Here is a 23446-nt window from a genome sequence, read left to right as displayed (position 1 = left end):
GGGCCCTCACTTCATAACCGCGAACCGGATAGTCAGCGCAGCAGACCCGCGTCACCGTCCCCGGCGTGGAACTGGAAGGTGACCTCGTCGCTGGCGCGTCGCTCGTCGGCCAGGACTCGCAGCTTGAAGGTGTAGTCGCCGGGCGGCAGCGGGATGGTGGCGCCCTGGGTCTGGAGCGTGGCGAACTCGCGGGTCACCAGGTCGAAGACCGTGCCCACCTCGCTGCTCGAGGGGTTCTTGAAGTAGCGGCCACCGCCGGCGTCGGCCAGCGCCTGGAGCTGGTCGTCGCGCACCGCGGAACCCAGGCCGATGACGTGGGTGATCAGATCCGGATGGCTGGTGATGGCAGCGACCGCGGTATCCTGGTCCGTGGTGGCGAAGCCGGTCCGCACGTAGGGCGCGAAGCTCGAGGTCTCGCCCTGGGCGACCTGGTCGGCGTTGTCCCAGTAGCTGTAGTTGTCGGCGCCGTCGGAGAAGACCACCAGGACGTGGTGGTCGTTGGGACCGTTGGCCACCGACTCGTGGGCCGCGGTCATCTTGCGCGCCTGGTGCGTCACCGCTGCGAAGAGCTTGGTGGCGGTGCCGGATTCGGGCGCGGGGATCGTGACGATGTCGCCGGGCGTCCAGGCGCGCCCCTCGGGATCGGGATAGAAGATGTACTCGTGGAACCAGGCCAGGTCCCAGCTGAAGGTGCCGGGGCGGCCGACGTAGAGGTCGAGCCCTTGCTGGATCGCGTCGCGCGCGGCCTCGAGCATGGGCGTGAACGCCGGGGGCTCGTGCAGCAGCATGCTGTAGCTGGCGTCGAGCACCAGGCCCAGATGGATGCTGGCGCTGAGTTCCTCGGACCCCTCCTGCAGGATCGACTCGTTGTCCACCGGTTCGTCGTCGAGGATGAACTCCACGGCGATGTCTTCCGGCGCCAGGGCGTACCCGTCCTGGTCGCGGGCGATGAACTGCATGATGACGCTGGTCTTGCCGGTGCCCTCGGCGAAGGTGATGGCGGGCTCGCCGGTCATCTCGATGTCGACCGAGTTCTGGGAGCCGGGCGCGGTGGGGGGTTCGTCCTCGCCGTCACAGCCGATCATGGCGAACGCGATGGTGACAGCGAGCAAGAGAGACAGGAATCGACGGCCGTCCATGGCACCATCCTCCAGGTCGGGGAACCTGGCCGCCGGCGCGCGTCATCCCTGACGGCGGGGCGGCATCACTTTCTGGACTCAACAAGTACACGATCGAATGGCCGCAGCGCAAGGGCGCAACGACGTCGGGTCTGAACAGCGGTGTTCGCCCTACACCCCGCCAGCACCTTGAAGGCCTGACCGGGCGGCGGGTTCCCGGCTAGTCCCCGGCCAGGTCGGCCGCGAGCTTTTCGAGGGCCTTCGCGAGACTCTGGCCGCTGGCGGCGGCCACCTTCGCCTCGGTGCGCAGCTTCGCCGCGGCGGCGGCGGACAGCTCCTGCAGCGCCGGATCCTCGCCGATGGCCTTCTTGAGCTGGCGATCCTTCAGCAGACCCAGCTGCTCCTTCAGGTCCGCCTGATGTGCCTCGTGACGCTTGGCCATCCGTTCGCCATAGGCTGCCAGCTGCTCGCTCAGGACGGCCCGGATCTCGTCGTCGGGACCCTCCTGACCCTTGCGTGGCCGGACCCGGGCTCCCGGCACCTCGGGGATGGTGAGCACCGTGCCCGACTTCAATCCCGCCAGCCGCTTCAGCTGGGGATTGGCCTTCAGCAGCGCGGCCTCGGCGGCCTTGCGCTGGGTGGGCGTGAGGTCGACGAAGGCCTTGTCCACCAGGTCGGCGACCTTCTTCTCGCCTCGATACGCGATGATTCTCATGACGCCGTACTCCTAAGGTCAGGTCCCGATGATGTTCAGACCGTGCCAGGGCGTGTCGGGCAGGGACGTGCCGTCGATCCTGATGTTGCCGGTGCTGATGTTGCCGATGACGATGCCCCGCTTGCCGAGGTTGAAGACGTGCAGCGTGTCCTGTTCGCCGGAGCCGATGAGCCGGTTGTTGCTGGCATTGACCACGTTGCCACGGAGCAGACCGATGGCCGCGGTCTGCACCCCGCCCTCGCCGAGGACCTGGCCGTGGTTCTCGGCGAACAGGCAGGTTTCCACGGCGTCGATCTGCACCAGCGGTCGATTGGTGAGCCGCGCGCGCAGGCGGTTGCCGCGCACCGAGACCGCAGGGGTGGCGACCGCCATGGCGTGGATGCGTCCCACGGTGAAGACCACCGCGCGGGCCACCAGCCCGACCACCGCGAAGGAGCCCGATGGCTCGGCCACGCGCCGCTCGTCACCGCGGCCACCGGTGTCGATGCGCAGCGCCTGCCAGGCCGCCGGCTGCAGCTGCTCGGCGCCGGCGGCGCGGGCGATGGTGTTGTCGTCCACCGCCAGGTGATGCAGGGGAACCAGGACACGCACCCCGGTCACGGCGCCCGCGCTGCGCTCGGGCCCGACGCCGTGCAGACGGTTGCCCGCCACCCGCAGCTCGCCCACGCCGCCGGCGAGGATCCCCGCCACGTCGGGCGCGCTGGTCGCGCCGCGGGCCACGCCGGCGAAGACGTTGTTCAGCACGTCGGCCCGCGTCACGGCCACCAGTTGCAGGCCGGCGAAGCCCACGTTGTCGGTGTCGAAACCACGGCCCAGATCGAGGAAGTGGTTGTTCTCGATGGTCAGATAGCCGGCGCTCCCCTCGCCCTCGATCACGAGCCCGCCCAGACCCGTCTCCGCCACGGTGTTCTGCTTGATCATGCCGGTCTCGACCCGGTGCCGGATCGCGATCCCGTGGCCGTCCATGGCGCGGATCCGATTGCCCACGATGCGCACCTGGTCCAGGGCCACCGGATCGAGCCCGCGCCCCAGTTCGATGCCGTCGGCCGAGCGTTCGCCGTAGCCCGCGATCTCGTTGTCCTGGATGCGCAGACCGTCCACGCCGGCGCGCACGCCGACCCCCTCGACGTAGAGCACGTTGTCGCGCACGGTGAAACTGGAACCGGGCAGCACGCCGCCGGTGGCGATGACGCCGGCGTGACGACAGCCCAGGACCAGGTTGTCCGCCAGCACCGTGGCGCCATAGTGCACGCTCATGTCCACGAAACCGAAGCCGCGCTGGCTGCAGAACACCAGGTTGCGGCGCGCGGTGAGGTGCGCGGTGAGGAGTCGGTCCTGCTTGCCACTGCCGCTGGCGACGCCCTGTTCGGCCACCAGGACGCAATCGTCGATCAATCCGCCGAGCACCAGACCCGACAGCTCGATCGCAGTGCTGGTGGCATCGCCGGGCGACACGCCGACGACGTTGACATGCTCGAGGCGGAGATCGAAGGCGTTGGTCACGGTCACCATGCCCGTGCGGCGACTGCCGGCGGCCGAGCCGAGGATCGACAGGTTCTCCAGGGCCACACCCAGACTGCCCGTGATCGACAGCACCGTGCCCGGCGCTTCGCCCAGCAGGACCGTGCGCCAGCCCTGGCCGCGAACCCGCAGCGACTGGGCGCCGGCGATGCGCAGCGGTTCGCGGATCCGGTAGGTGCCGGCGCCCAGGCACACGGTGCCTCCGGTGGCGCGGACCTCGTCGAGCGCTTGCTGGATGGTGGCCGTGCCCTCGTTGTGGGCATCGGCGGTGACGCACACGGTGCAGTCGCAGCTCTCGCCCGTACCCTCGCAGCGTGGCGGCCAGAGGATGCGCCAGTCGTCCTCCTGGTCGGGGAAGGTGACCAGGGCGAGCCGTGCATGATGGTGGTGGATGCCCAGCGGCGGCGCCTGGTCCAGGATCTCCACCGAGGCATCGACGCTGCGCGCGGCGAACACCCAGTAGTCGCCGGCATGGAACTCACCGCCGGCCGGGTCGAGGGTGAAATCCACCAGGATGCCGTGCTCGAGGAAGAGCCTCGTGCCCGCTGGCGGCACCGTGATCTCGCCGTCGCTGCCGGTGGCGTCCAGATCGAGGTAGCTGGTCCCGTCCTCGCGACGCACCTGGCCCGACTGATCCCAGCGGCGGATGCGGGTATGACGGCGAGGGTCGGTCTGCCCCTGGCCGTCGACGGGGAAGGCGCCGTCGGGCAGGGGTGTCTCCAGGTCGATGGTCCGGCTGGTGTCGTCCACGCCCTGGTCCACCTTGATGCGCCGCAGCTCGCCCGGCTCGCCGTGCAGCTCGCGCCAGTCGTCGGTGATCTCGACCCAGTCGCCGTTGTGGAAGCGCAACACGTCGTCGCGGCCCACGCTCTCCACGGTGAGCTTGTTGCGCGCCGGGTTGATCTGGCTGACCCGGGTGGCCACCGTGGCATTGTCCCGCGACCACTTGAAGGAGGCCTCGCCGGGTGGGCCGGGCCGGTGGATCTCGACGCGGTAGAGCTGGTTCTCGAGGCCGCGATAACCCGCCGACGGCGGCACGTGGCAGGGGTCGGGGTCCTCGGTGGGCTCGCCGGTGCCGGTGGAGAGCCGGCCCGCCGACGGGGCCGTGGCCTCGTCCCAGCCGGGAATGTCCTCGGGCGGCGTGTCGCGGGTGATGGCGCCCACGTCGGGCAGGACCTTGACCTGCCACACGGTCTGCCGGCGTCCGGTGGAATCCACGCCCACGGCCTGCTCCACCAGGTCGGGCGCCTGCAGGTGGGTGACCGCGCGCTGCCAGACGTCGAGGTAGACCAGGTGCGGGCCAGCACCGGCGGGCAACGCCGGCGGGTCGGGCAGGTAGGGCTGGGCGGCGTAATCCACGGCCGCGGTGCCCGTCTCCTCGGCCAGGTGCCGGTTCCAGACCTCGGGCGCCGCGCCGTGGTTCTCCGCCAGCAGCCCATCGACGTAGATCCGCCCCGGTCCGATGGTCAGGCCGCCGCCGTCGGCCGCGATGAGGAACCCGTCCGCGGTCTCGCGCGGCACCACCGCCTGCCCCACCGTGTCGAGCGTTCCGGCCTGGATGCGACGGGCGAGCTGGGCGACCCACTCGTTCCAGTCGCTATCCAGCTGCACCCGACCCTGCTGCATGATGACGCCCAGGAAGTCGCGGCGATGGTCGAAGCGGATACGGCTCAGATCGAAACTCATGACGAGCGCTCCTTCATGATTCGTAGAAGATGCCGGCGCGCAGGCCCACCCGGAGGTATTCCCGCAGGCGAATGCGCAGGTTCGTCTCGCGCAGGGCTCCGTAGAGGTGATGTAACGCGCCCATCTCGCCCTCGTCCTCGGCGCCCCGGCGGATGGCGTCGCTGGTGGTGGCCGCGAGCTGGCCGTAGGCCGGGGTGCCGAAATGCAGCGAGGTGAAGCGGGGTGCGAGGCGGCGGGCCGCGGCGGCCGAGTCGGGCTGGCAGCGATAGCGGCGCGGCACGATGGCGTCGATAGGCACGTAACTGAAACGCAGGCAGCCGGTCTGCTTGCGTTCGGCGCGCACCGGCGCCGGCCAGGTATCGGCCTCGGCGAGGGCCGCCAGCAGGATCGAGTCGGACACCACGCCGAACTCGCGCACGTGGATCTTGCCGACCACGGTACAGCCGGCGAGCGAGAGCGCCGCTCCCGGCGCCTCGCCGTCGAGCGCCGCGAACGCCGTCCGCTCGCGGGACGTGGCGTCGACGAAGCTGTCGCGCGCGGTGAACGTCGCCCGCTCATGGGTGCGCACGGCGCCGAGGATGCTGCGCTCCACGGTCACCGCGAGGTCGGCGAGGGCGGCCACCAGGCTGGGCGTGTCGGGCTGCTTTGGTCGGCCGTCGGGCTCGAGGGCCAGCCCGGGAATGAGGGTGGCATGACGCAGGTCCAGGGTGGCCAGCGCGTTGCCGGGATCGTCGACGACCTGCAGCGGACCGCCGGTGATCAGCAGGCCGTCGAGGACGCAGCGGCCGCCCTCGCCCCCGCTAACAACCAGCGGCTCGGTGAGCACCACGGTGGGCCGGCGACCGTTCACGGCGCGGACCTCCACGCTGCCACCGGCCGCCACGGCAATCACGAAGTCCTCCTCGTAACGACCGCTGTCGGTGATCTCCACCACGCCGTTGCCGGCGAGGTCGGCCAGCGCCTGGCCGATGGTGGCACGATCGTCGGGCACCCGGACCACCGCCACGCCCTCGGCCGGGACCGACAGGCTCGCGCCGCGCTCGTACTCGCCGCCGCCGAGGTCGGCGCTGAAGCCCTCGTGCCAGGTCACGTGGACCACGGCGGGGTCGGCGGCCTCCGGCGGCAGCGCCACGCGCCCCAGCACCGGGTCCACCGCGTAGCGACCCGCAGGGGGGATGTGCGCCCAGGCCGGGCCGTCGTCGCTCAGGTTGCAGACCAGGAGCTGGTCGCGCTCGACCGTCACCCCGTCGACGCGGAGGACCAGGCTCGGCGCGGGGTTGTCGACCGCGGCACCGGCGGTGGGCCGCTCGCCGTAGAGCCGCGCGAGGTCGCGGCACAGCCGCCGGCGCGACAGCGGCCAGGGCACGTTGCCGGGTTCGGCCAGGTGCGTGATGTCCTCCTCGGCCTCGGGCCGGTTGTACAGCGGCAGATCGTGGTTCAGGGGACTGATACGGTAGCGGCGCGCTCCGGCCCGGACCGCCGGACTCTCACGGTGCCGGTAAGCGCCGATGCGCCAGAGGAACAGACCCACGTTGGGGATGTTGTGCCGGCCACGCGCGGTCTCGATCCGGCGCACGTCGACGCTGCGGCTGGCGCTCTCGAACGCCGTGCCGAGCCACTCCAGCGCCTCGCCGTCGCGCAGATCGGGACAGCGACGGTTGTGGAGTCGCGGGTGATTCATGTACTGGGTCGTCGCCAGCAGCTCGAAGAACTCGACCGCGCGGGCGTGCCAGCCGGTGACGTCGCGCGCGAGCTGCTCGAGCACCAGCGCCGTGCCCTTGCGCCGGCGCAGGGCGATGGTGTGCGCCACCTCGGCGCGCGGGCTCGCCACCCGCGGCACCACGCCGTGCAGGCTCTCGTAGCCGATCAGATCGCCGATGTAGGGAATGACCCAGTCGGCGCAGGTCTCGATGAACAGGTCGTCGTGGAGCTGTTCGAGGTTCTCCTCCACCACGGCGACCTGTTCGGCGAAGACCGCCAGCAGCTCGGCCAGGGGGCCACGCTCGGTACCGTTCTGCCGGGCCAGCTCGGCGTCGCGGATCCGGTGGATGGCCGGCAGGAGCTCGTAGAGGGTCCGGGCATCGAAGCTCATGGCAGCACCTCCAGCGCCAGCGGCTCGTCGGCCAGGGTCAGCAGCTCGGCCGCCACCGGCATGCCGGTCAACGAGGCCAGGGGCAGTTCGGCAACAAGGCGTGGCTTTACCGCGGGCACCACCCCGGAGTCGGGCCGGTAGAGCGCGCGCACGTGCGCCGCCACCACCCCCGCGACGCCGTGGGTCGCAGCGAGCACCTCGTCGAGCGAGACGCCCTGGCCGAAGCCCCGGCTGGCGAAGCCGAAGCGCTGGCGCAGCGCAGCCTCCACCGCCGCCAGCACCGCCTCGCTGTCGTGGTCGTCCGCCACCTTGATGGCCAGGCCGAGGCGGAAGGTCGCGGGCCGGTGGTCCACCAGGTGCAGCGGCACCAGTGGGTCGCCGTAGGTCCTGAGCGCGGCGGCCAGGTTGCGGTAGGTGTCGCTGTCGTCGGGCACCGCGGCGCCGTCGATCCCCGCCACCGTGAGGAAGACGCCGCGGGCCGGCCCGGCGGGCACCCAGAGCGCGTGCGCCTTGTCGATGCCGGCGAAGGCACGGGCGAAGTCGGCGTAGTCCTTCACCGACACCGCCCGGTCCAGAGTCAAGACGGTCAGGGGCGCATTCTCGCGCGCTCGGTCGAGGGGCTCGGGATCCTCACCGCCGGTGGCCGGCACGGGGTTGGTGGCGCCCTCGAGGCCCAGCGGGCGGCTGAGCAGGTTGGTGAGGCGACCGCTGGCCACGTTGCCGCCCACACCCAGGCCCTTGCGGTACGAGGCGCGCACGTTGTTCTCGCCGCTGGGTAGCCGGGCACCCTCCTGGCCGTCGCCGAAGCGCAACGCGGTGGCCTCCTCGCCCACGTCCAGGGTGTACGCGCGCTCCGTGGCGGCGCGCCGGTAGAGGGTGGGCACGCCGGTCCACTCGAGGTCGTTGACCCGCACGCTCAGCGTGGAGGCGCGACCGCTGGGCGTGTCGGCGCTCACGAAGGTCAGCGGCGTCTGGCGCAGGGCGAAGGCCTGGTCGGTGAGCCTGGCGTCGCCGCCGCCCAGGATCTCATCCACCGTCTCGCCGTGGGTGGCCCGGGCCACGTTGGCGTTGACCCGGACCGTCCGGCGCGCGAGGCAGTGCGGCAGCGAGGTCGCGAGCGCGAGGGCCGTCCGCTCGCCGCCGACGGTGATCGCCGCATCGCCGCCGGCGATGGACACCACCGCCGAGACCACGGGGTCGGAATCACGCGCGGCGTCCAGGAACAGTTCGTCGGCCCGCGCGGTGAGACTGCCCCGCCGGCCGTCGCCATCCTGGAGTTGCAGGCGGAGGCGGTCGCGCGTGCGGCCGATCAGCGCCCCGAACGCCGGCGGGTCCAGGCGAACGGGAGAGGCGCCCGCCAGCCGCGCGGGATTCGCCATCAGGACCAGGCTGTCGCCTTCCTGCAGAGGCACCGAGCCGCCCTCGTCCAGGATCAGGACCAGGTCGTTGACACCCGGCGCCACGGCCAGGCGCTGGCGCTGTCCCGTGACCGCGAGGGCCTGCCCCGGGACCAGACCTTCGCGGGCCGCGCCGAGGGTCAGCCGATCGCCATAGACCGGGTAGTGGAGCGGGCGGGCCACCGGGGTCAGGGCCTCGCTCTGGGCCAGGACCATGGTCTCGCGCAGGCCGTAGCGCGTGGCGGTCAGGTGCTCGTCGGTGTCGGGAACCAGGCGGGTGATCCTGGCGCTGAGGCCGAACTCGGACCGGCTGATCTGCGACACCCGTTCGACCCGGTAGAGCTCGACGTAGCCCGGCAGCGTCGGACTGCCCTGGCCCTCCTCGCCCGACGCCAGCGCGAACCAGCTGCCGGCGGTGATCCGGGGATAGACTGCGTCGAGATCCAGCCGCTCGGGATCGAGTTGGTAGTCCGGCCAGTCGGCGCCAGTGCCGCCCACATCATCGGGAAAGAGACGCGCATCCGGAGCGTTGTGGCCGAAGAGCGCCGCGCGCTGGCGGAAGACGAAGACCTCCACCGCCTCGGCCGCCGGTGCGATGTAAGGCGCCACGTGGCCCAGCGGATCGGTCCAGGCGACGCGTGTGCGGTCGTTGTCGGGATCGGGCTCCACCGTATCCAGCACCCGCACGTCCCAGCGTTCGCTCCCCGCGTCCTGGACGCTGCGCTCGGCGCCGACGATGAGGATGGCGTCCCCTGGCTCGAGGCGATTCGCCACCCCGGCGAGCCAGAGATCGGTATCGCCGTGGCGCGGTCGCCACGGCTCGCTCACCTGCGCGGCCATGGCGTTCCACTCGACCCGGGCCGCCGCCGCGGCCACGGTCTCGAAGGTCTGGGGCCGCTCGTCCTGGCCCGGCACGCTCTGCACGCGAGTGCCCACCGGGATGGTGATGGGCGCCGGGGCGGCGGCGGCGTCACCCGGCGACTCCTTCAGCGTGAAGGCCAGCCAGGTGGCGGCGGCCACGCCCGGCGCCGGCTCGTAGCCGATGAGCCGCGCCATCTCCAGCACCGACCGCCGTTCGGTGGCGGTGCGCAGGTAATGCTCGTTGGCCAGTCGCTCCTGGTAGAAGGTCAGCACGTCGAGCGTGGTGGCGACCGCGTCGCAGAGCGCGATGGTCAGGTCGCCGTCGTCGCGCGTACCCAGACCCGCCAGGGCGGGATGGGCCGTTCCGGAGAGTCGCGCCAGGAGCGCCTCCTTGAACCGGGCATGCTGTCCGGTGCGGTAGGCGATGGCCGGCAGGCCGGGGGCGTTGTGCAGCCGCCCGGGAGTCTGCTGATCGGTGCCGGCGCAACACCCGCAATCGCGGGTGCGGGGATCGCGGGGGTCCATCACTTGCCTCCGAACAGGTCGAGCCGGAGCACGCCGTGCTCCGGGAAGTTCGGGTCGTTGTCCAGACGCGGGATCTCCAGGCGACCCAGGGGCAGGAAACCGTCGGCCAGGGGCCGCGCGTCCTCCTGGCCCTGGCGGTGGAAACGGGTGACCTGCACCGAGGCCACGCCGGGAACCCGGCGCGCCGCGGCGTACAGCGGACTCAGGTAGACCGTCTGGCCGAAGCTCAGGTTGTCCGGATGGAAGAGGCCGCGGCGACCGTCGGGCAGGTTGGCGCTGCCCAGCTCGCGCAGGAGGCCGGTGCGGACATCGCTGCGGAAATGGTCGGCGGCCACGCAGACTTGCAGGTCGATCTCCAGCGAGACGTGGACCGGGTCGCGGAAGCGCAGGTCGTGTCCGGCCATGCGATAGCGGTCCACGTGCTCGCGCAGCGAGGCGGTGAATCCGGGATCGAGTGGGGCGCCGCCGAGGCGGTCGACCGTGTCGAAAACGGTGTGCCAGCTGCCGGTCCAGCGCAGCGAGGCCGCGGCGCGCTGGACGCCGGCGTGGCGCTCGGTGACCTCGGCGTAATCGGCGGGCGTCACCGCGCGCTCCTGGGTGCGGAACGCCTGGGGAGCGCGGCGGCGCACCTGGGCGGCGGTCTCGGGATCGGTCCCGCCGCTGGCCGCCAGCGGGTTGACGACCGCCGCGAGGCGGGCGTCGTCGCTGACCACGTGGGCGATGGCCTCGGCGCCCACGTTCCCGGCGCGGCCGTTGCCCACGCGGTAGGCGGCGGTGAACGCTGTGCCGGTGTCGGGGCGCTGGCCGTGCCGGTCGTCGCCGAAGCGCAGGGTGGCCGAGCCGTCGTGCTCGGACTCCACCACGAAGTGGGTGTCGGTGGCATCGCTGTCGAGCAGATCGCGGCGGGCGGTCCAGGTGGACGTCACTTCGCCGCTGGTGGCGGTCAGGCGGATATCCGGCACCACGTCGGCGAGGCGCCAGCGGAGCGCCGCGGTGGCCGCGGCCTCCGGATCGAAGGGCACCCTCACGGTCACCCGCACGCCGCCGATCTCGGTGGACTTCAGCACCGTGCCCGTGCGGGTCAGCGGTCCCCGGGCCAGCAGCGGCCGGAAACGCGGCGGCAAGGGCTCGGGGGCGGACCGGTCGCAGTGGTCGGTCTCGCGCGGGGTGGGATAGTGCAGGTGCGGGGCGGGAACCGTGCCCAGATCGCGAGCGGCGGGGTCGGTCACCGTCCGGCCGTGGTCGACCAGGACGATGTTGCCCAGGGCCTGGCTCACGTCGGGGATCAGCGCGCCGCCGTGGTCGTCGTCGGTCAGGGCGGAGAGGCAGAGCGCGAAGGGCAGCGCGTCGTCCCGATGCCACCAGATCTCAGTGATGGGCTGCTCGTCGAGGGGATCGGTGAGCGGATCGCTGCCGGCGAAGGCGCGGACCGCGGTCAGGCGCACGGGGTGGCGGCGCGCCGGATCGCGGTCGGCGGCCTCGCCTGTGAGCGGGCCCTTCATTTCCTGGAGGACCAGGACGTGGCCGGCGGCCAGGTCGGGATGATGGCCGCGCAGCGTGGCCCGGACCGCGCCGCGGGGCAGGCAGCAGCGTTCGTCGCCCCAGGTGTGGAAGAAGAGGTCGTTGTGATCCTCGAACAGCATGGCGTCGTGCAGCGCCTCGAAGACCAGCGGCGACGCCTGGAGCGCCTCGGCCAGCTCGGGCGAGGCCGGCGCGAGCCGCGGGGCGGCTTCGGCGACGCGGGTCAGGAAGGAGACGCTGTCGCGTGGCAGGGCCACCGGCCCGCCCTCGACCCGGACCTGCAGCCAGGCGCGCGCGTTGCAGCCGTCGTGCATGACGTAGTCCACCAGCCGGGCGTGGCGGCGCAGCGACGAGCGGCGGCGGGCGGTGGCGAGATAGGCCTCGGTGGCCACGGCGTCCTGCCAGTAGCTGAGATGGTCGCCGACGTAGGCCAGGAGCTCGGTGAGCGTCACCCCCAGGTCGGCGGCGCTGCGCTCTCCCCAGCCGGGGACGAGTTGACTGAGCCGGTCGAGCAGGAGACGGCGGAAGCTCGCGTAGTCCTTGGCCAGGTAGTCGATGTCGAGGGCGGGATCGGGCTCCGCCGGGCAGCTGCGCACGGGTTTGCAATCGAAATCGCTGGGGCACTCGACCTTGAACGAGAAGGCGACCTCCACCAGGCGCGGATCGAAGTCCACCGGCGGCTCGGTGTCATCGGTTCCGCGCACCAGGCGCAGGACGTAGGTCGAGTGATCGCCGTGGCTGTCGGTGCGCACCAGCAGCACCTGGTCGGCCTCGTCCAGCGACGTGAAGAGATCACGCTCGGCCGCGGAGGTCTCGGCCAGCGGCGGCGCCGAAGCCGGCGCCACCCAGACGACCCCGACGTCCCGGACCCGTTCACCCCCCTCGAGGCGCACCTGGTCGCGGCCCAGGCCGGCGGGCACCGGTTTGAGCAGCCGCACCAGGAGCGTGCGCTGGCGCGGGCTGCCGGCCGGCGCGTCATGGTCCAGGACCTCGAGCCAGTCGATGCCGTTGAGCGTGGGGTGGGCGGCCACGGCCGCCCGGCGATGCCGGTCGCAGCAGGTGTAGATCACGGGCCACCTCCCTGGACGAAGGTCTCGGTCCGGCGCGACTCGCTGCGGCGGATGACGTAGGTCACGGTGACCGTGAGGGTGGCGTCCACGAACTCGACGGATACCTCCTCCAGGGCGATGAGGTCGCCGAGCCATTGCTGCAGCGCGCCCTGCACCAGGAATTCGGTGGTGGCGGCCATCTCGGGGCTGCCGGGGGCGAACACGAGCTGGCGCAGGCCGCTGCCGAATTCCGGCCGCATGACCCGTTCGCCCGGCGCCGTCAACAGGACCTGCTCCACCAGACCGCGGATCCAGGCGGCCTCGTCGGCGGTCCGCGTGCGGCCGCTGCCATCGAGCTGATAGGGATGATGCAGGTTCATGACTAGCTCCCGATCACTCTGGTCTGCGCGACCAGCGGCATGAGCGGCGTCCCGTTGGGGGCGCACACCGCCTGGCTGTCCATCAGGACGAGCGGTTGACCGTTGGAGGTGATCCGCGTGGCCCCGGTCACCCACTGGCCCGTGACGCAGGGCACCGGCGAACCGCTCACGTTGAAGGGGCAACCCGCCACCACGTACGGCGCGGTGAGCAACACCGTGGGTTGGCCGCTGACCAGCACCCGCGGATTGGGCGCGGTCGGTGTGGCCGATCCCCCGTGGGCGCAGAGCACGGTGGCCCCGAGATGCAAGAGTGGTCCAGGCATGTCACACCACCACCAGGGCGCCGTTGTTGATGGTGACCGTCGGTCCCACCAGCGTGATCATGGCGCCCCGTCCGTTCTGGATGTAGATCCCCGTGTCGTTGACGATGAGCGTGGCCCCCGTGGCGCTCTTGAGCATGATGCCGCCGGTGGGGCCCTGCATGTCCGAGATGGTCACGCCGTTCTGCAACGGCGTCTGGAAGGTGATGGCCGGCAGGCCGGGCGGCGTGGCCAGCGCCAGCGCCGGCACCTCGGCCGCGCTGCCCCAGAAACAGCCGACCCAGATGGGATGGTCCGGATCGCCCTGCTCGAACTCCACCCACACCCCCGAGCCGATGATCGGCAGCGCCATCATGCCGTTCTGCAGGCCGGCGAGCGGCACGCAGGGCATGGCCCAGCTCGCCGGCGCCAGCCCGGAGACGTCGGGCACCTGCACCTGCAGGCGTCCCTGCTGCAGGGGGTCGACGTTGTTCATCACCACGCCGCGGTACTTGCCGTAATATCTCTGACCGTTGCTCATGCGGGCACCCTCGGGGTTATGGAGATCAGACCGTTGCGCGTGAGCGCGAAGCTCTGCTTGAACTCGCCTCGCTTCAGCGTGCTGGTCACGCTCTGGACGTAGTAGAGCCCGTCGTGGGCCAGCCCGACGCCGCGCACGCCCACCAGTCCGCGCGCCTTGAGCATCCGACCGTAGCGCAGCACGTCGAGGGTGCCGCTGGCCGTGACCGCATCCTGCGACTCCTTCGCCCGCGAGAGGCCGCGCGAGATGGCCTGCATGGGATTCAGCTTGGCGGTGTCCTTGAGGATCTCGAGGTTGGCCAGCGGCGCCGGCAACGCGCCCAGCGGCGGCTGCAGCGGGTTCAGGTTCGGGATCGGGATGGGGATGGGCACCCGGGTCAGCTGGTTCTGGATGAAGACCACGGGCAACACGCCCTTGGTGGGGTCGAAGCCGAAGCTCAGGGACTCCACGTTGGTGTGCGCGTCCATGTCGACGTTGAGCGCGGGCTGCGGCACCCCCACCTTGATCTCGGGTCCGAAGTAGGCCACGTTCGTTCCCGGCGCCGGGCCGGTCTCCACGTAGAAGACGTAACCCACGTCGCGGGCGAGCTGCCGCAGATACGCCAGGTCGGTGCCCTGGTGCGCCGGAATGCGCTCGATGGGGATGGGCACGTCGGGGAACATCACCGGCACCGGCAGCGGCACGATCCCGAACGCCGCGTACTTGGCGCAGATCAGCGCCACCCGCGCCTCGATGGGCATGGCGGGGTACGGAAGGCCGCTGAAATCGATCAGATCCATGACCCGGGTCAGATCCTCGCCAGTGACCGTCAGCGATCCCGGCGATCCGTTCTGCCCGGGCTGTACCTCCACGTTGGTCATGACCCCGTCGAAGAGCGGCTGCGGCCGACCGTTCATGGTGACCACCAGCAGCACGCGCAGGGGCGGCGTGCCGACACTGGTGTTCTGGCCGGCGATGATCAGGAAGATGGTGTTCAGCTCGGACTTGCTGTGAAAGCGGAACGAGAGCTGGAAGCCGCTGGCCTGGCCGGCGGCGGTGGTCACGGTGACGCTGTCGAGGGCCTCGAGCACGAGCCGCGGCACGGGCACCGGCACCACCGGTCCCATGAGCAGCGTGAGCTTGATCCCCTCATGCATCGCGTTCTCCCGGAATGCCCTCGGGCAGGGTGATGCGCAGCTCGCAGCCCACGGTCTCGATCAGCGCGTCGGGGCGCAGTGCGCCGTTGGCGTCGCAGAGCCGCCAGTACTGCTGCGCATCGCCCAGGTAGCGGGCCGCCAGGTTGTCGAGCCGATCGCCTTCGGCCACCGTGTGCCGCTGCAGCAGCGCGAAGCGGTCGGGCTGCGGCACGAAGCGGCGCCGGACGTAAGACACCGGCCGGCCGTCGGGCCGGAGCCACTGGCCCGTATCCAGACCGTGGTAGCGGCTGGTGGGCGGAAACGCGGTGGGCACCAGGGCGTTGGCCTGCAGGAAGGCCTGGATGGGATCGGTCATGAGATGCCTCCGATGCCGAGGATGCCCAGGCCCGCGCCCGGAGCGCTGCCCGCCAGGCGTTCCTTGGTCTGCAGGTAGGCCATGAACAGGCCGCCCCCCTTGTGATCGAAGCCAAGGTCGTCCACCGACAGGACCTGCAGGCTCAGGCTCACCTTGGCGCGCAGCGGGTTGAGCGCCGGGTCGAAGGCCTCCTCGGTGATGGTGAACTCGGTCACACGCACCGGGACGATGCGGTTCTTGCTCCAGACGAAGAGCGCGAGCGGCGACTCCATGGGCGCGATCTCCAGCGTGCCGGCCGCAGCCAGGGCATGGTTGGCCAGGAGCTGGCCGCTGGTCGGGTGGACCAGCGACTCGAGCGCCGCGAGCTGGGGCTGGATCCCGTGCTCGACCGTGTCGCGATGCTGGTCGGGATGCTCGAGCTGGTCGGCGGCGTCGATCTCGGCGTCGAGCCGATAGGTCTCCACCGCCGGTCCCTTCAGGCGCAGCGCCTCGGCCCGGTCGCTCCCGGCGCCCATGCCCTGGGGCTGCAGGGTGCGGGTGAGGGTGTCGGGGTTGTACTGCAGCGAGACCACGCGCTGGACCTGGGCGGTGGCTGCGTCGACGAGGACGAGGCCGCCCTTGAGCAATCGCGGAGATCCGGGGAACGACGTCATCACGGGAACTCCTGCTGCATGAAGGCGAAGACGTGGGGCCGGAGGCGCTGGAGCAGGTCCGGCGACGTCTGGAAGAGCATGAACGATTCGGCGAAGTACTCCTGCCAGAACGAATCGGGGTTCGGGTAGGTCGTCGGGAAGCCCCGCTGGCCGGCGCGGGCGCCGTCGCGGATGGCCGCCTGACGGAAGGCCGGCTGGCGGGCGCCCCGGGCGAGGGTGTCGGTGACCTCGGCGGTCTGCCCCTGGCTCCAGCGCGCCCCCGACCGCGAGCGGGCGCTGCGTTCGGCGGTCTCGGCCGCGGTGACCGCGCCGCGCAGCTCCTGGAAACGGGCGTGCTCGGGATCGTCACGGGCCGGGATCCGGAAGTTGCGGTCACCGGTGCCGAACTCGGCGAGCAGCGCGTCCTGCGCGGTCTCGGTGGCCGCCGCCGTGGTGCGCAGGGAGCTCAGATCGAGGGCGTGGCCCACCTCGTGGACCACCGCCTGGGCGGCGTTGCGCAGCGGGCGGCCGCCGGTGCCGAGCCGGGTCAGACCGCCGGTGTAGGCGCGATCGAACATGCGCACGGTGTGGGCGGACTGGTCGTAGTGGGCCGCGGCGTCGGGACGCTCGGCGTCGGCCCGGTCGCGGACGAAGCGCAGGTTGCCCAGCGAGGAGAGCCGGGCCTCGGGGATCTCGGACAGGCCGATGAGCACCTGGTCGAACTCGTCCTGGCTGAAGCCCGAGGCGCGCCGGAATCCCAGGCGGTCGAAGCGCTCGCGCAGCTGGCGGCGCTGGTCGGTGCGCAGGCCCTCGACCCCGACCGTGCCCTGCCGCTCGATGAGGACCTCGGTGCCGAAGGTGCCGCCCAGGTCGAGGCGCGTGAAGCGGTAGGTGGCGAAGCCGCCGCCGAAGCGGGTCAGGTCCAGGGCCAGCATCACGGTGGTGTCGGCGCTCAGGGCGCTGCCCATGAGCCGGGCCGCCAGGCTGCGCAGGCCGTGCTGCAGGCCGGCGGGCACGTTGCCGGCGAAGCGGGCCGTGGTGTTCGCCGGCAGCGGCACGGTCATCCGTGCGCCCTGGGTGTCGAAGAACGGATCGATATCCATGTCGATGGCCGTGGTCACCACACGCAGCCGCTGGCGCGACCGGGCGACGGCGGCGTGGCGCGTGCGCTGGTCGCGGCTCGCCTCGGCGGGCAGTGGCGCGGTGAGCTCGGCGCTCAGCTCGGCGGCGCCGGGGTCGGCCTGGGCCTGGGGCAGCGCGAAGGGCAGGATCTCGTCGCGGTGCTCCTCGTACAGCTCGCGGAGCGTCGGCGGCGTGCGGATGGCGTCGGGTTCGGCGCGGGTGCGCGACACGAGCACCGTGCGCACCGCCTCGGTGTACGCCGTGCGAACCTCCTCGGCCACGGCCGCGGCGCCGGCCACCCCATCGATGGCCGTCAGACCGCTCTCGGCGGAGGTGCGCAGGAGCCCGAGGATCTCGCTCAGCGAACGGGTCGGCTGGTAGGTGAAGAAGTCGCCCTGGCCGCGCAGGAAATCGGCGGCCATGCGGGCGAACTCGCGGCGATCGGCCGGGCTGGCGGGCTGCACACGGCCCGAGGTGGGCATGGTGGCGGCGCCGCGCTCGGGCCGGCGCTGCACCAGACGGCTGGCCGGCGATTGCTGCACCACGTGGGCGAGTTCGTGCGCCACCAGCCGGCGGCCGGCGGGGGTCCCGGGGGCGAAGCGTCCGGCGCCGAACACCACGTCGCGGCCGACCGTGTAGGCCTCGGCGCTCAGCTCGCGCGCCGACGCGACGGCGGCCGGGCCGGCGTGCACGCGGACCGCGGCGAAGTCGTGGCCGAAACGGCGCTCCATGTCGCAGCGCAGGGCGGGCTGCAACGGACGGCCGCCTCCGGCGAGCGCACGCTCCACGCTGGCGGGTGCTGCGGCACCAGGCGCGGCGGCACCGGTGGCCACGCGCTGGGCCTGCACGGGAGCGGCGGTCACGGCACCACGCTCCTCACCGGCCAGCACCCGGTCGGCCACACGGTCGGCCTCGGCTTCGAGGACGCTGTCAGGAGCGGCGACCTGGAACCGCGAGGGAGCCAGGAAGACGCTGGCCGGGTCGCGGTGCGCCCTGGTGGCGGAGTCGTCGCGAGACCGCTGGACGGATTTCATGACCGACCACCTCCCACGATCCGGCGTGCCGTGATCCGCCCGATGGCGTCGGCGGCGCCGCCGACGGGGCGCGGGACCGTGCCCAGGTCCAGACGGGTAAGCGAACCCCGGGCCACCGTCCGCTGGATCACCTGCGGGTCGGCCAGCAGCCGCGCCAGCTCGTCCTGGAGGCCCGCGACGAGCGCGCGCTGCTCCGCGGGAGCGAAGCCCCGCAACACGAGACGATCGACATGGACGATCACCTGCGTCATGTCCACCCCCTCGTCTCGGCGGGCGACAGGGATCGCTCGCGTCTGGCCGCATCGCTGCGCGCCGCCCTCAGCAGATGCGACATGCTCACCGGGCGTCCTTCCTCGGCGGCGAGGAAGGCGGCATCGAGGGCGATGTTGCGGATGTTGCCGCCGGCCACGTCGAGGCGGGCCAGCCTGGCGAAGTCGAGCCCAGCGAGGGGCGTATCGGGGGGAAAGATCCCGCGCCAGATCGCCTCGCGCTGTGCGGCGTCGGGGTGCGGGAACGTCACCACGAAGCGCAGCCGGCGCTGGAACGCCGTATCGAGGGCGCCCTTCAGGTTGGTGGTCAGGATGGCCAGGCCGCGGTAGGCCTCCATGCGTTGCAGGAGATAGCTGACCTCGATGTTGGCGTAGCGGTCGTGGCTGTCCTTGACCTCGCTGCGCTTGCCGAAGAGCGCGTCGGCCTCGTCGAAGAGCAGGATGGCGCCGCTCTCCTCGGCGGCGTCGAACACGCGGCGCAGGTTCTTCTCGGTCTCCCCGATGTACTTGCTGACCACCGCCGACAGGTCGATGCGGTAGAGCGCGAGGTCGAGTTCGCGCGCGAGCACCTCGGCGGCCATGGTCTTGCCGGTGCCGCTCTCGCCGGTGAACAGCGCGCTGAGGCCGAGCCCGCGCTGGCTGCGGGCGGCGAAGCCCCAGTCGTGGTGCACGCGGAGCCGGTGGCGGACCCCGGCGGCGATGCGGCGCAGGCTGGCGAGCTGGGCCTCGGGCAGGACCAGCTCGTCCCAGCCGGCGGTGGGCGCGAGACGCTGGGCCAGCGCATCGAGGCGCGCCACCTCCACCTCGCGGCACGCACGCCAGAGCGCCGGTTCGGGATCCGCGTCGGCGGCCAGCAGCGCGCCGACACGGTCGGCCGCCACGGCGATGGTCCGCGCGCTCAGCCGGTACTGGCTGGCCACCGCATCCACGGCGGCGCCCAGCCGCTCGTTCTGGTGGCCAAGGCGCTCGCGCCAGAGCTGTCGTTGCTCGGGCGCTGACGGTTTGTCGACCGCAACCCGCAGTCCCGGCCCGTCGAAGCGGAAGGGGTCGCGTGCGGCCACCAGCACGGGCGATCCCGCCTGCTCCGCGAAACGCCGCACCGTGTCGAGGGTCGCGGCGGCACGCTGGATCACGAGCAGCGCGCCACCGGAGAGCGCGGCCTCGCGGCGCCACAGCGTGGCCAGCGCGGCCAGCGCGTGCGCCTCGGCGGGCAGGTCCTCGGCCGCCACGGCGAAGAGCGGCGTTCCCAGCCGACCGGCGATGGCGGCGGCCACGTCCCGCTGGCCCTCGGGATCGTCACCGGTGAGCTGCACCAGCGGCGTCACCGCGGCGGCGGTCAGCGCCCGGGCCGTCTCCTCCGCCAGCCGCCGGTGTCCGTCGGCCAGGAGATCCGGTGCCGGCAAGGGGCGCAGCAGCGGCTGCAGTCGCGGATCGAGATAGTCCACGCCGGCCAGGTGGTGCAGGATCCGCTCGTCGATCCGCAGCCGTGCCTCGGTCAGCCCGGCCGTGTCGTCCACCTCCACCAGTCGCCAGCGGCGCAGCGCGCCCACCGGGGCCAGCGCGCTCCAGTGCGGATCCGTCAGAGCCGCCAGCGCCAGGCCGAAGGTGGCCCAGGGCTGCTGCGGCCGCCCCCGCGCCTCGCCGCACAGCACGGCGAGCCGGGCGTCCATCTCGACCCCGGCGACCAGCAGCAGCACCCCACGCTCGAAGGCGCTGAGGCCGAACGTCGTGGTCAGCGTGTCGATGGCCCCCTCGCCGGCGAGGGCGGCCCGGGCCGACGCGAGTTCCTCAGTGGAGCCGTCCTCGCCCAGCCGTCGCCGCAGCGCGGAGAATTCCGCCGCCAGCAGTCGCTGGTTCGCCTCGGTCCAGGTGAGTTGCTGCGGTGCGCTCATGTAATCTCGATACGTTGGTCGAGGAACACGGGCGGGCTGGCCGCCCGATCGATGATGGGGCTGTCGATGCCGTCGATGCGCAGGCGGGCCAGATGCTCGCCCACCGGCGCGTCGGGAATCGCGAAATCGAGGCTGTCCACCGGCGCGGTGAACGCGGTCGGTGCGAACTCCTGCTGCCCCAGCACCAGCCGGACGGACTGCTCGGCCTGCAGCCGGGGTCGGAAGGTCAGCGTGAAGCTCGCCGTGCCCTCGCCGTCGCGGGCCACGGTCTGGGGCAGGTTGGTGATCTCGGGGGCCAGGACCAGCGCCAGGCTGTTGGTCCAGCGCGGGTCGGCCTCGCCGGGGCGAACCAGCGCGGCGGCCACGCGGTAGGCGCCCACCGGGAAGAGGTCGGCGCTGGCGATGGGCACCACGAATTGCAGCCGCGTGGCCTCGCTCGTGCCGGTGGCGGCCAGCACCTCGTCCCGATCGAACCGATCGCTGGTCAGGCGCACCTCGCGATCGTTGCCGTCGAGATGGTGTCCCAGGATGTCGATGGTCTCGCCCAGGCGCGCGACCGGCTGACCGCCGGGCGGAACCACCGCCTCGATGGTGGGGACCGGTGGGACGAGGTCGGGCTGCACGGCCACGCCGCGGTCGCGGCCGCTCACCGTGTCCACGGGTCCACGGCTGAGCACCGGCAGCGGCGACCGCACCGGCCGGGTGGACTCGATGAGGACCACCGTCACCTGGTAGGCCGCGGTGGGACGGTAGTGCGCCTGGGTGGCCGCCCACAGCTTGGACATGGACTCGGCGTCGAGGATCTCCTGCGTGATGCGGAGCTGCTCGACCTGGTCGGCCAGTCCGCATTCGGCGAGGGCGCGCAGCGCGGGCGGCAGGTCGGTCCCGACGTCGGGCGACGGGATCAACGCGGTCCGGATGGCCTCGCGCGAGAGCACCGGGTGCTCGTGCAGGAGCTGCATGGCGTAGCCCAGCAGGATCTCGCCGTGCAGGTCGGCGGCGCTGTAGGCCGAGAGCAGGTAGTGGAGGTCGAGGGCCAGCGGCGGGTTGGCCAGACGCTGGCGGCCCGTGTGGTCGCGCGAGGGCAGATCCAGGTTGCGGTAGCCGGGATTGGGCGTGACCTGGTGCAGGAAGAGGTTGAGCTGGCTCGTCTCGGTGCCGTCGCTGGGCACCACGCGGTCGGGCGGCGAGACGCTCACGGTGACCGTGCTACCGAGCACGCCGCTGATGTTGTGGTTGACCAGCCCGTCGTTGAGCAGATCGCGCAGGACGGCGGTCACGCCGGCGATGGCCAGGGCGGTGCTCATCCGGTCCTCCCCTCGCGTCGGGCCAGGTAATCCTCGAGCGACATGGGCTTGCGTTCGGGCTGACGGGGGCGACGGCGCGGCGGCGTCTCGGCCGCCATGGCGACCTCGATGCGGCCGATGTGGATGTGGACCGCGGGCGGCTCGCCCGGGCCCGCACTCTCCGGCGCGGCCTGGTTCTCGAGGTCGCCGGACGAGCCCGCCCTGGCCGCCGTCGCAGGCGGCTCCTGCCGGGCCAGCAGGGGCTCCGGCAACGCCGGCTGGTTCGGTTCGGGAACCCCGGTCGTGACCACCGACGCCCGTGGGGCGTCGGGGCGGTGGGGATCCTCGTTGCGGTCGGCGACGACAGGCTCCGGCAATGCGCCTTCACGGTGACCAGGCCGGGCCGTCACGCTGTCGTGCGCCAACGTGGTCTCCGCGGCACCGGCAGCGGCATCGGGCTGGTACGGACCGGGCGGCGGGGTGGCCTCGGCAGGTGACGTCGGGAGCACGGGGCGCGGCGGATCGAAGGTCGTGGCTTCGGTCGCGGGACGAGGCGACGCGGCGGTGACGGGATCCGGCACGGTTGCCAGCGGCCTGGTCGACGGCGCCGGAGAACGGGACGACGGCTCCTCCTGGCGTCGTGGGTCCTCCCGCGGCACCACCTCGGTCACGGCCTCGACCGGCAGCGATGGCGACGACTGGAACGGCAGCCGCGATCGGGCATGGACGACAGGCTCCTCGCCAGCCACGATCCGTCGGGCCAGGTTGCGCAGCAGCCCGCTCATGACGTCACCCGCGCCAGGTAAGCCGAGCGACGCGCCGGCGAGAGCGCCAGGATCTCGGACTCGGACCAGCCGTAGGCGCTGGCCAGCCGGTGCACCTCGTCGAGCAGCCGGCGCGCGTGGGCGTCGACCTCCTCCCACAGGAAACCCGCGATGTCGAACGGTGCAGACCAGGTGTGGCCGCAGGCCTCGCAGGCCACGTCGAGCGCGAGGTCGGCCAGGGGATCGGCATCCTCCATGGCGGTCTCCACGCGCTCGAGGAGCGCCGGACCGGCGGCGGCCCCGTCCGGATCCACCAGACACGATCGCAGGAGGTACTGCGACGCCGCGCCGGCGTCGGCCTCGCCCGCGATCCCGGCCAGGTCGCGGCTGGTGGGCAGGCGGAAGCGGTGGCCGTCCACCGCGAGCGGCTCGGGTCCAGGATCCACGTGGCGCAGCAGCGTCGCCACGTCGAGGTCGAACTCCAGCCTCTCCTGGCACCGTGGACAATCGAGATATGCCTGCAGCATGCGGCCGTACGTCGCCCGGCGCAGCGTCAGGAGCGCCTCGTTGCGCCGCCCCAGCGGCTGGTCGGCCAGGGTGTCGGGCGGCACGTCGGGAGCCGCCAGGGCGTACAGCACCAGCGCCCGATCGAGGGGATGTCGATCGCGCGCCGTCTCCCAGGCGCGGAGCACCGTGTGGACGGTCAGCGGCTGCATGGCGCTCAGGACGGCTCGGCGAAGCTGGGTTCGCTGGGCTCGCTGACGTCATAATCGCGTTCCCAGCCCTCGTTCTCCAGCTTGATGGTCTGGATGGCCACCGCGTTGGCGTTGGCGTCGAGGTCGGGCAGCGCCTGGAATTCCGAGACCCAGCAACGGTAGACCTTGTAGGCCAGGACGAGCTGGCCGGCCTCGTTGTAGACCTCGATGATGATGTCCTTGCGGAAGTCCTTGAGCGAGACCTCGGCGCCCAGACCCGAGCCGAAGTTCCAGACCTTGTTGGCCCAGGCCTCGAACTCGGGATCGTGGGTGACGCCGCGCTCGAGGGTGATGGCCTCGTACTTGGTACGCCCCGGCGATTTGCGCGAGGTCGAGGGGTCGCCGCCCTCGCGGTGCTCCACCATCTCGGTGGTGCGCTTGAGCGCGCCGACCTTGCTGACCCCCGCCACGTACCGGCCGTCCCACTTCACCCGGAACTTGAAGTTCTTGTAGGGGTCGAACCGCTGCGTGTTCACGCTGAACTGTGCCATGAGCT

The 23446-nt window shown here is 72.0% G+C and carries 19 protein-coding genes; all 19 read right to left on the bottom strand.

What is annotated here, in order from left to right; all coding sequences use genetic code 11:
• Window positions 1-32 precede the first annotated feature (32 nt).
• Window positions 33-1139, bottom strand: coding sequence for a vWA domain-containing protein (locus IFSED24_RS17955; RefSeq protein WP_491332860.1), 1107 nt, complete (start codon window positions 1137-1139; stop codon window positions 33-35).
• Between the two features lie 199 nt (window positions 1140-1338).
• On the bottom strand, window positions 1339-1833 hold the full coding sequence (locus tag IFSED24_RS17950; RefSeq protein ID WP_491332859.1) for a hypothetical protein: 495 nt from the start codon (window positions 1831-1833) through the stop codon (window positions 1339-1341).
• Window positions 1834-1851: 18 nt separating this feature from the next.
• Window positions 1852-5040 (bottom strand): DUF6519 domain-containing protein, encoded by a 3189-nt coding sequence (locus IFSED24_RS17945; protein WP_491332858.1) that lies wholly within the window; start codon window positions 5038-5040, stop codon window positions 1852-1854.
• Window positions 5041-5053: 13 nt separating this feature from the next.
• The gene (locus tag IFSED24_RS17940; RefSeq protein WP_491332857.1) at window positions 5054-7132 is read right to left on the bottom strand and encodes a hypothetical protein; all 2079 of its coding nucleotides are present in this window, start codon (window positions 7130-7132) and stop codon (window positions 5054-5056) included.
• Window positions 7129-9915, bottom strand: coding sequence for a putative baseplate assembly protein (locus tag IFSED24_RS17935; RefSeq protein ID WP_491332856.1), 2787 nt, complete (start codon window positions 9913-9915; stop codon window positions 7129-7131). Before IFSED24_RS17935 ends, IFSED24_RS17940 begins: the two co-directional genes overlap by 4 nt.
• Window positions 9915-12506 (bottom strand): putative baseplate assembly protein, encoded by a 2592-nt coding sequence (locus IFSED24_RS17930; RefSeq protein WP_491332855.1) that lies wholly within the window; start codon window positions 12504-12506, stop codon window positions 9915-9917. Before IFSED24_RS17930 ends, IFSED24_RS17935 begins: the two co-directional genes overlap by 1 nt.
• Window positions 12503-12865, bottom strand: a complete 363-nt coding sequence (locus IFSED24_RS17925; protein WP_491332854.1) for a GPW/gp25 family protein — start codon at window positions 12863-12865, stop codon at window positions 12503-12505. The genes IFSED24_RS17930 and IFSED24_RS17925 overlap by 4 nt, the downstream gene beginning before the upstream one ends.
• 2 nt (window positions 12866-12867) lie before the next feature.
• On the bottom strand, window positions 12868-13188 hold the full coding sequence (locus IFSED24_RS17920; RefSeq protein WP_491332853.1) for a hypothetical protein: 321 nt from the start codon (window positions 13186-13188) through the stop codon (window positions 12868-12870).
• A 1-nt stretch (window position 13189) separates the two neighbouring features.
• Window positions 13190-13705 carry a phage baseplate assembly protein V gene (locus IFSED24_RS17915; RefSeq protein WP_491332852.1) on the bottom strand — a complete coding sequence of 172 codons (516 nt, stop codon included), beginning with the start codon at window positions 13703-13705 and terminating at the stop codon, window positions 13190-13192.
• Window positions 13702-14841: a hypothetical protein gene (locus IFSED24_RS17910; RefSeq protein ID WP_491332851.1), complete on the bottom strand. Its 1140-nt coding sequence runs from the start codon at window positions 14839-14841 to the stop codon at window positions 13702-13704. The genes IFSED24_RS17915 and IFSED24_RS17910 overlap by 4 nt, the downstream gene beginning before the upstream one ends.
• Entirely contained in the window at window positions 14834-15196 is a 363-nt protein-coding gene (locus tag IFSED24_RS17905) for a LysM domain-containing protein (protein WP_491332850.1), read from the bottom strand. The genes IFSED24_RS17910 and IFSED24_RS17905 overlap by 8 nt, the downstream gene beginning before the upstream one ends.
• A complete protein-coding gene (locus tag IFSED24_RS17900) occupies window positions 15193-15849 on the bottom strand; it encodes a hypothetical protein (protein WP_491332849.1) in 657 nt (218 codons plus the stop codon). The genes IFSED24_RS17905 and IFSED24_RS17900 overlap by 4 nt, the downstream gene beginning before the upstream one ends.
• Entirely contained in the window at window positions 15849-17984 is a 2136-nt protein-coding gene (locus IFSED24_RS17895) for an eCIS core domain-containing protein (RefSeq protein WP_491332848.1), read from the bottom strand. The genes IFSED24_RS17900 and IFSED24_RS17895 overlap by 1 nt, the downstream gene beginning before the upstream one ends.
• Window positions 17981-18235: a hypothetical protein gene (locus IFSED24_RS17890; protein WP_491332847.1), complete on the bottom strand. Its 255-nt coding sequence runs from the start codon at window positions 18233-18235 to the stop codon at window positions 17981-17983. Before IFSED24_RS17890 ends, IFSED24_RS17895 begins: the two co-directional genes overlap by 4 nt.
• The gene (locus tag IFSED24_RS17885) at window positions 18232-20145 is read right to left on the bottom strand and encodes an AAA family ATPase (RefSeq protein ID WP_491332846.1); all 1914 of its coding nucleotides are present in this window, start codon (window positions 20143-20145) and stop codon (window positions 18232-18234) included. The genes IFSED24_RS17890 and IFSED24_RS17885 overlap by 4 nt, the downstream gene beginning before the upstream one ends.
• Entirely contained in the window at window positions 20142-21452 is a 1311-nt protein-coding gene (locus IFSED24_RS17880) for a Pvc16 family protein (RefSeq protein WP_491332845.1), read from the bottom strand. Before IFSED24_RS17880 ends, IFSED24_RS17885 begins: the two co-directional genes overlap by 4 nt.
• Entirely contained in the window at window positions 21449-22216 is a 768-nt protein-coding gene (locus IFSED24_RS17875) for a hypothetical protein (RefSeq protein ID WP_491332844.1), read from the bottom strand. The genes IFSED24_RS17880 and IFSED24_RS17875 overlap by 4 nt, the downstream gene beginning before the upstream one ends.
• A complete protein-coding gene (locus IFSED24_RS17870) occupies window positions 22213-22911 on the bottom strand; it encodes a hypothetical protein (protein ID WP_491332843.1) in 699 nt (232 codons plus the stop codon). The genes IFSED24_RS17875 and IFSED24_RS17870 overlap by 4 nt, the downstream gene beginning before the upstream one ends.
• A gap of 5 nt (window positions 22912-22916) precedes the next feature.
• Window positions 22917-23441 carry a phage tail protein gene (locus IFSED24_RS17865; RefSeq protein ID WP_491332842.1) on the bottom strand — a complete coding sequence of 175 codons (525 nt, stop codon included), beginning with the start codon at window positions 23439-23441 and terminating at the stop codon, window positions 22917-22919.
• Between the last annotated feature and the right edge of the window lie 5 nt (window positions 23442-23446).

This window comes from Candidatus Latescibacter sp. IFSED24, assembly GCF_058273205.1.
The sequence above is the reverse complement of the archived record's forward strand: the minus strand, read 5'-3'. Positions and strand labels throughout refer to the sequence as shown.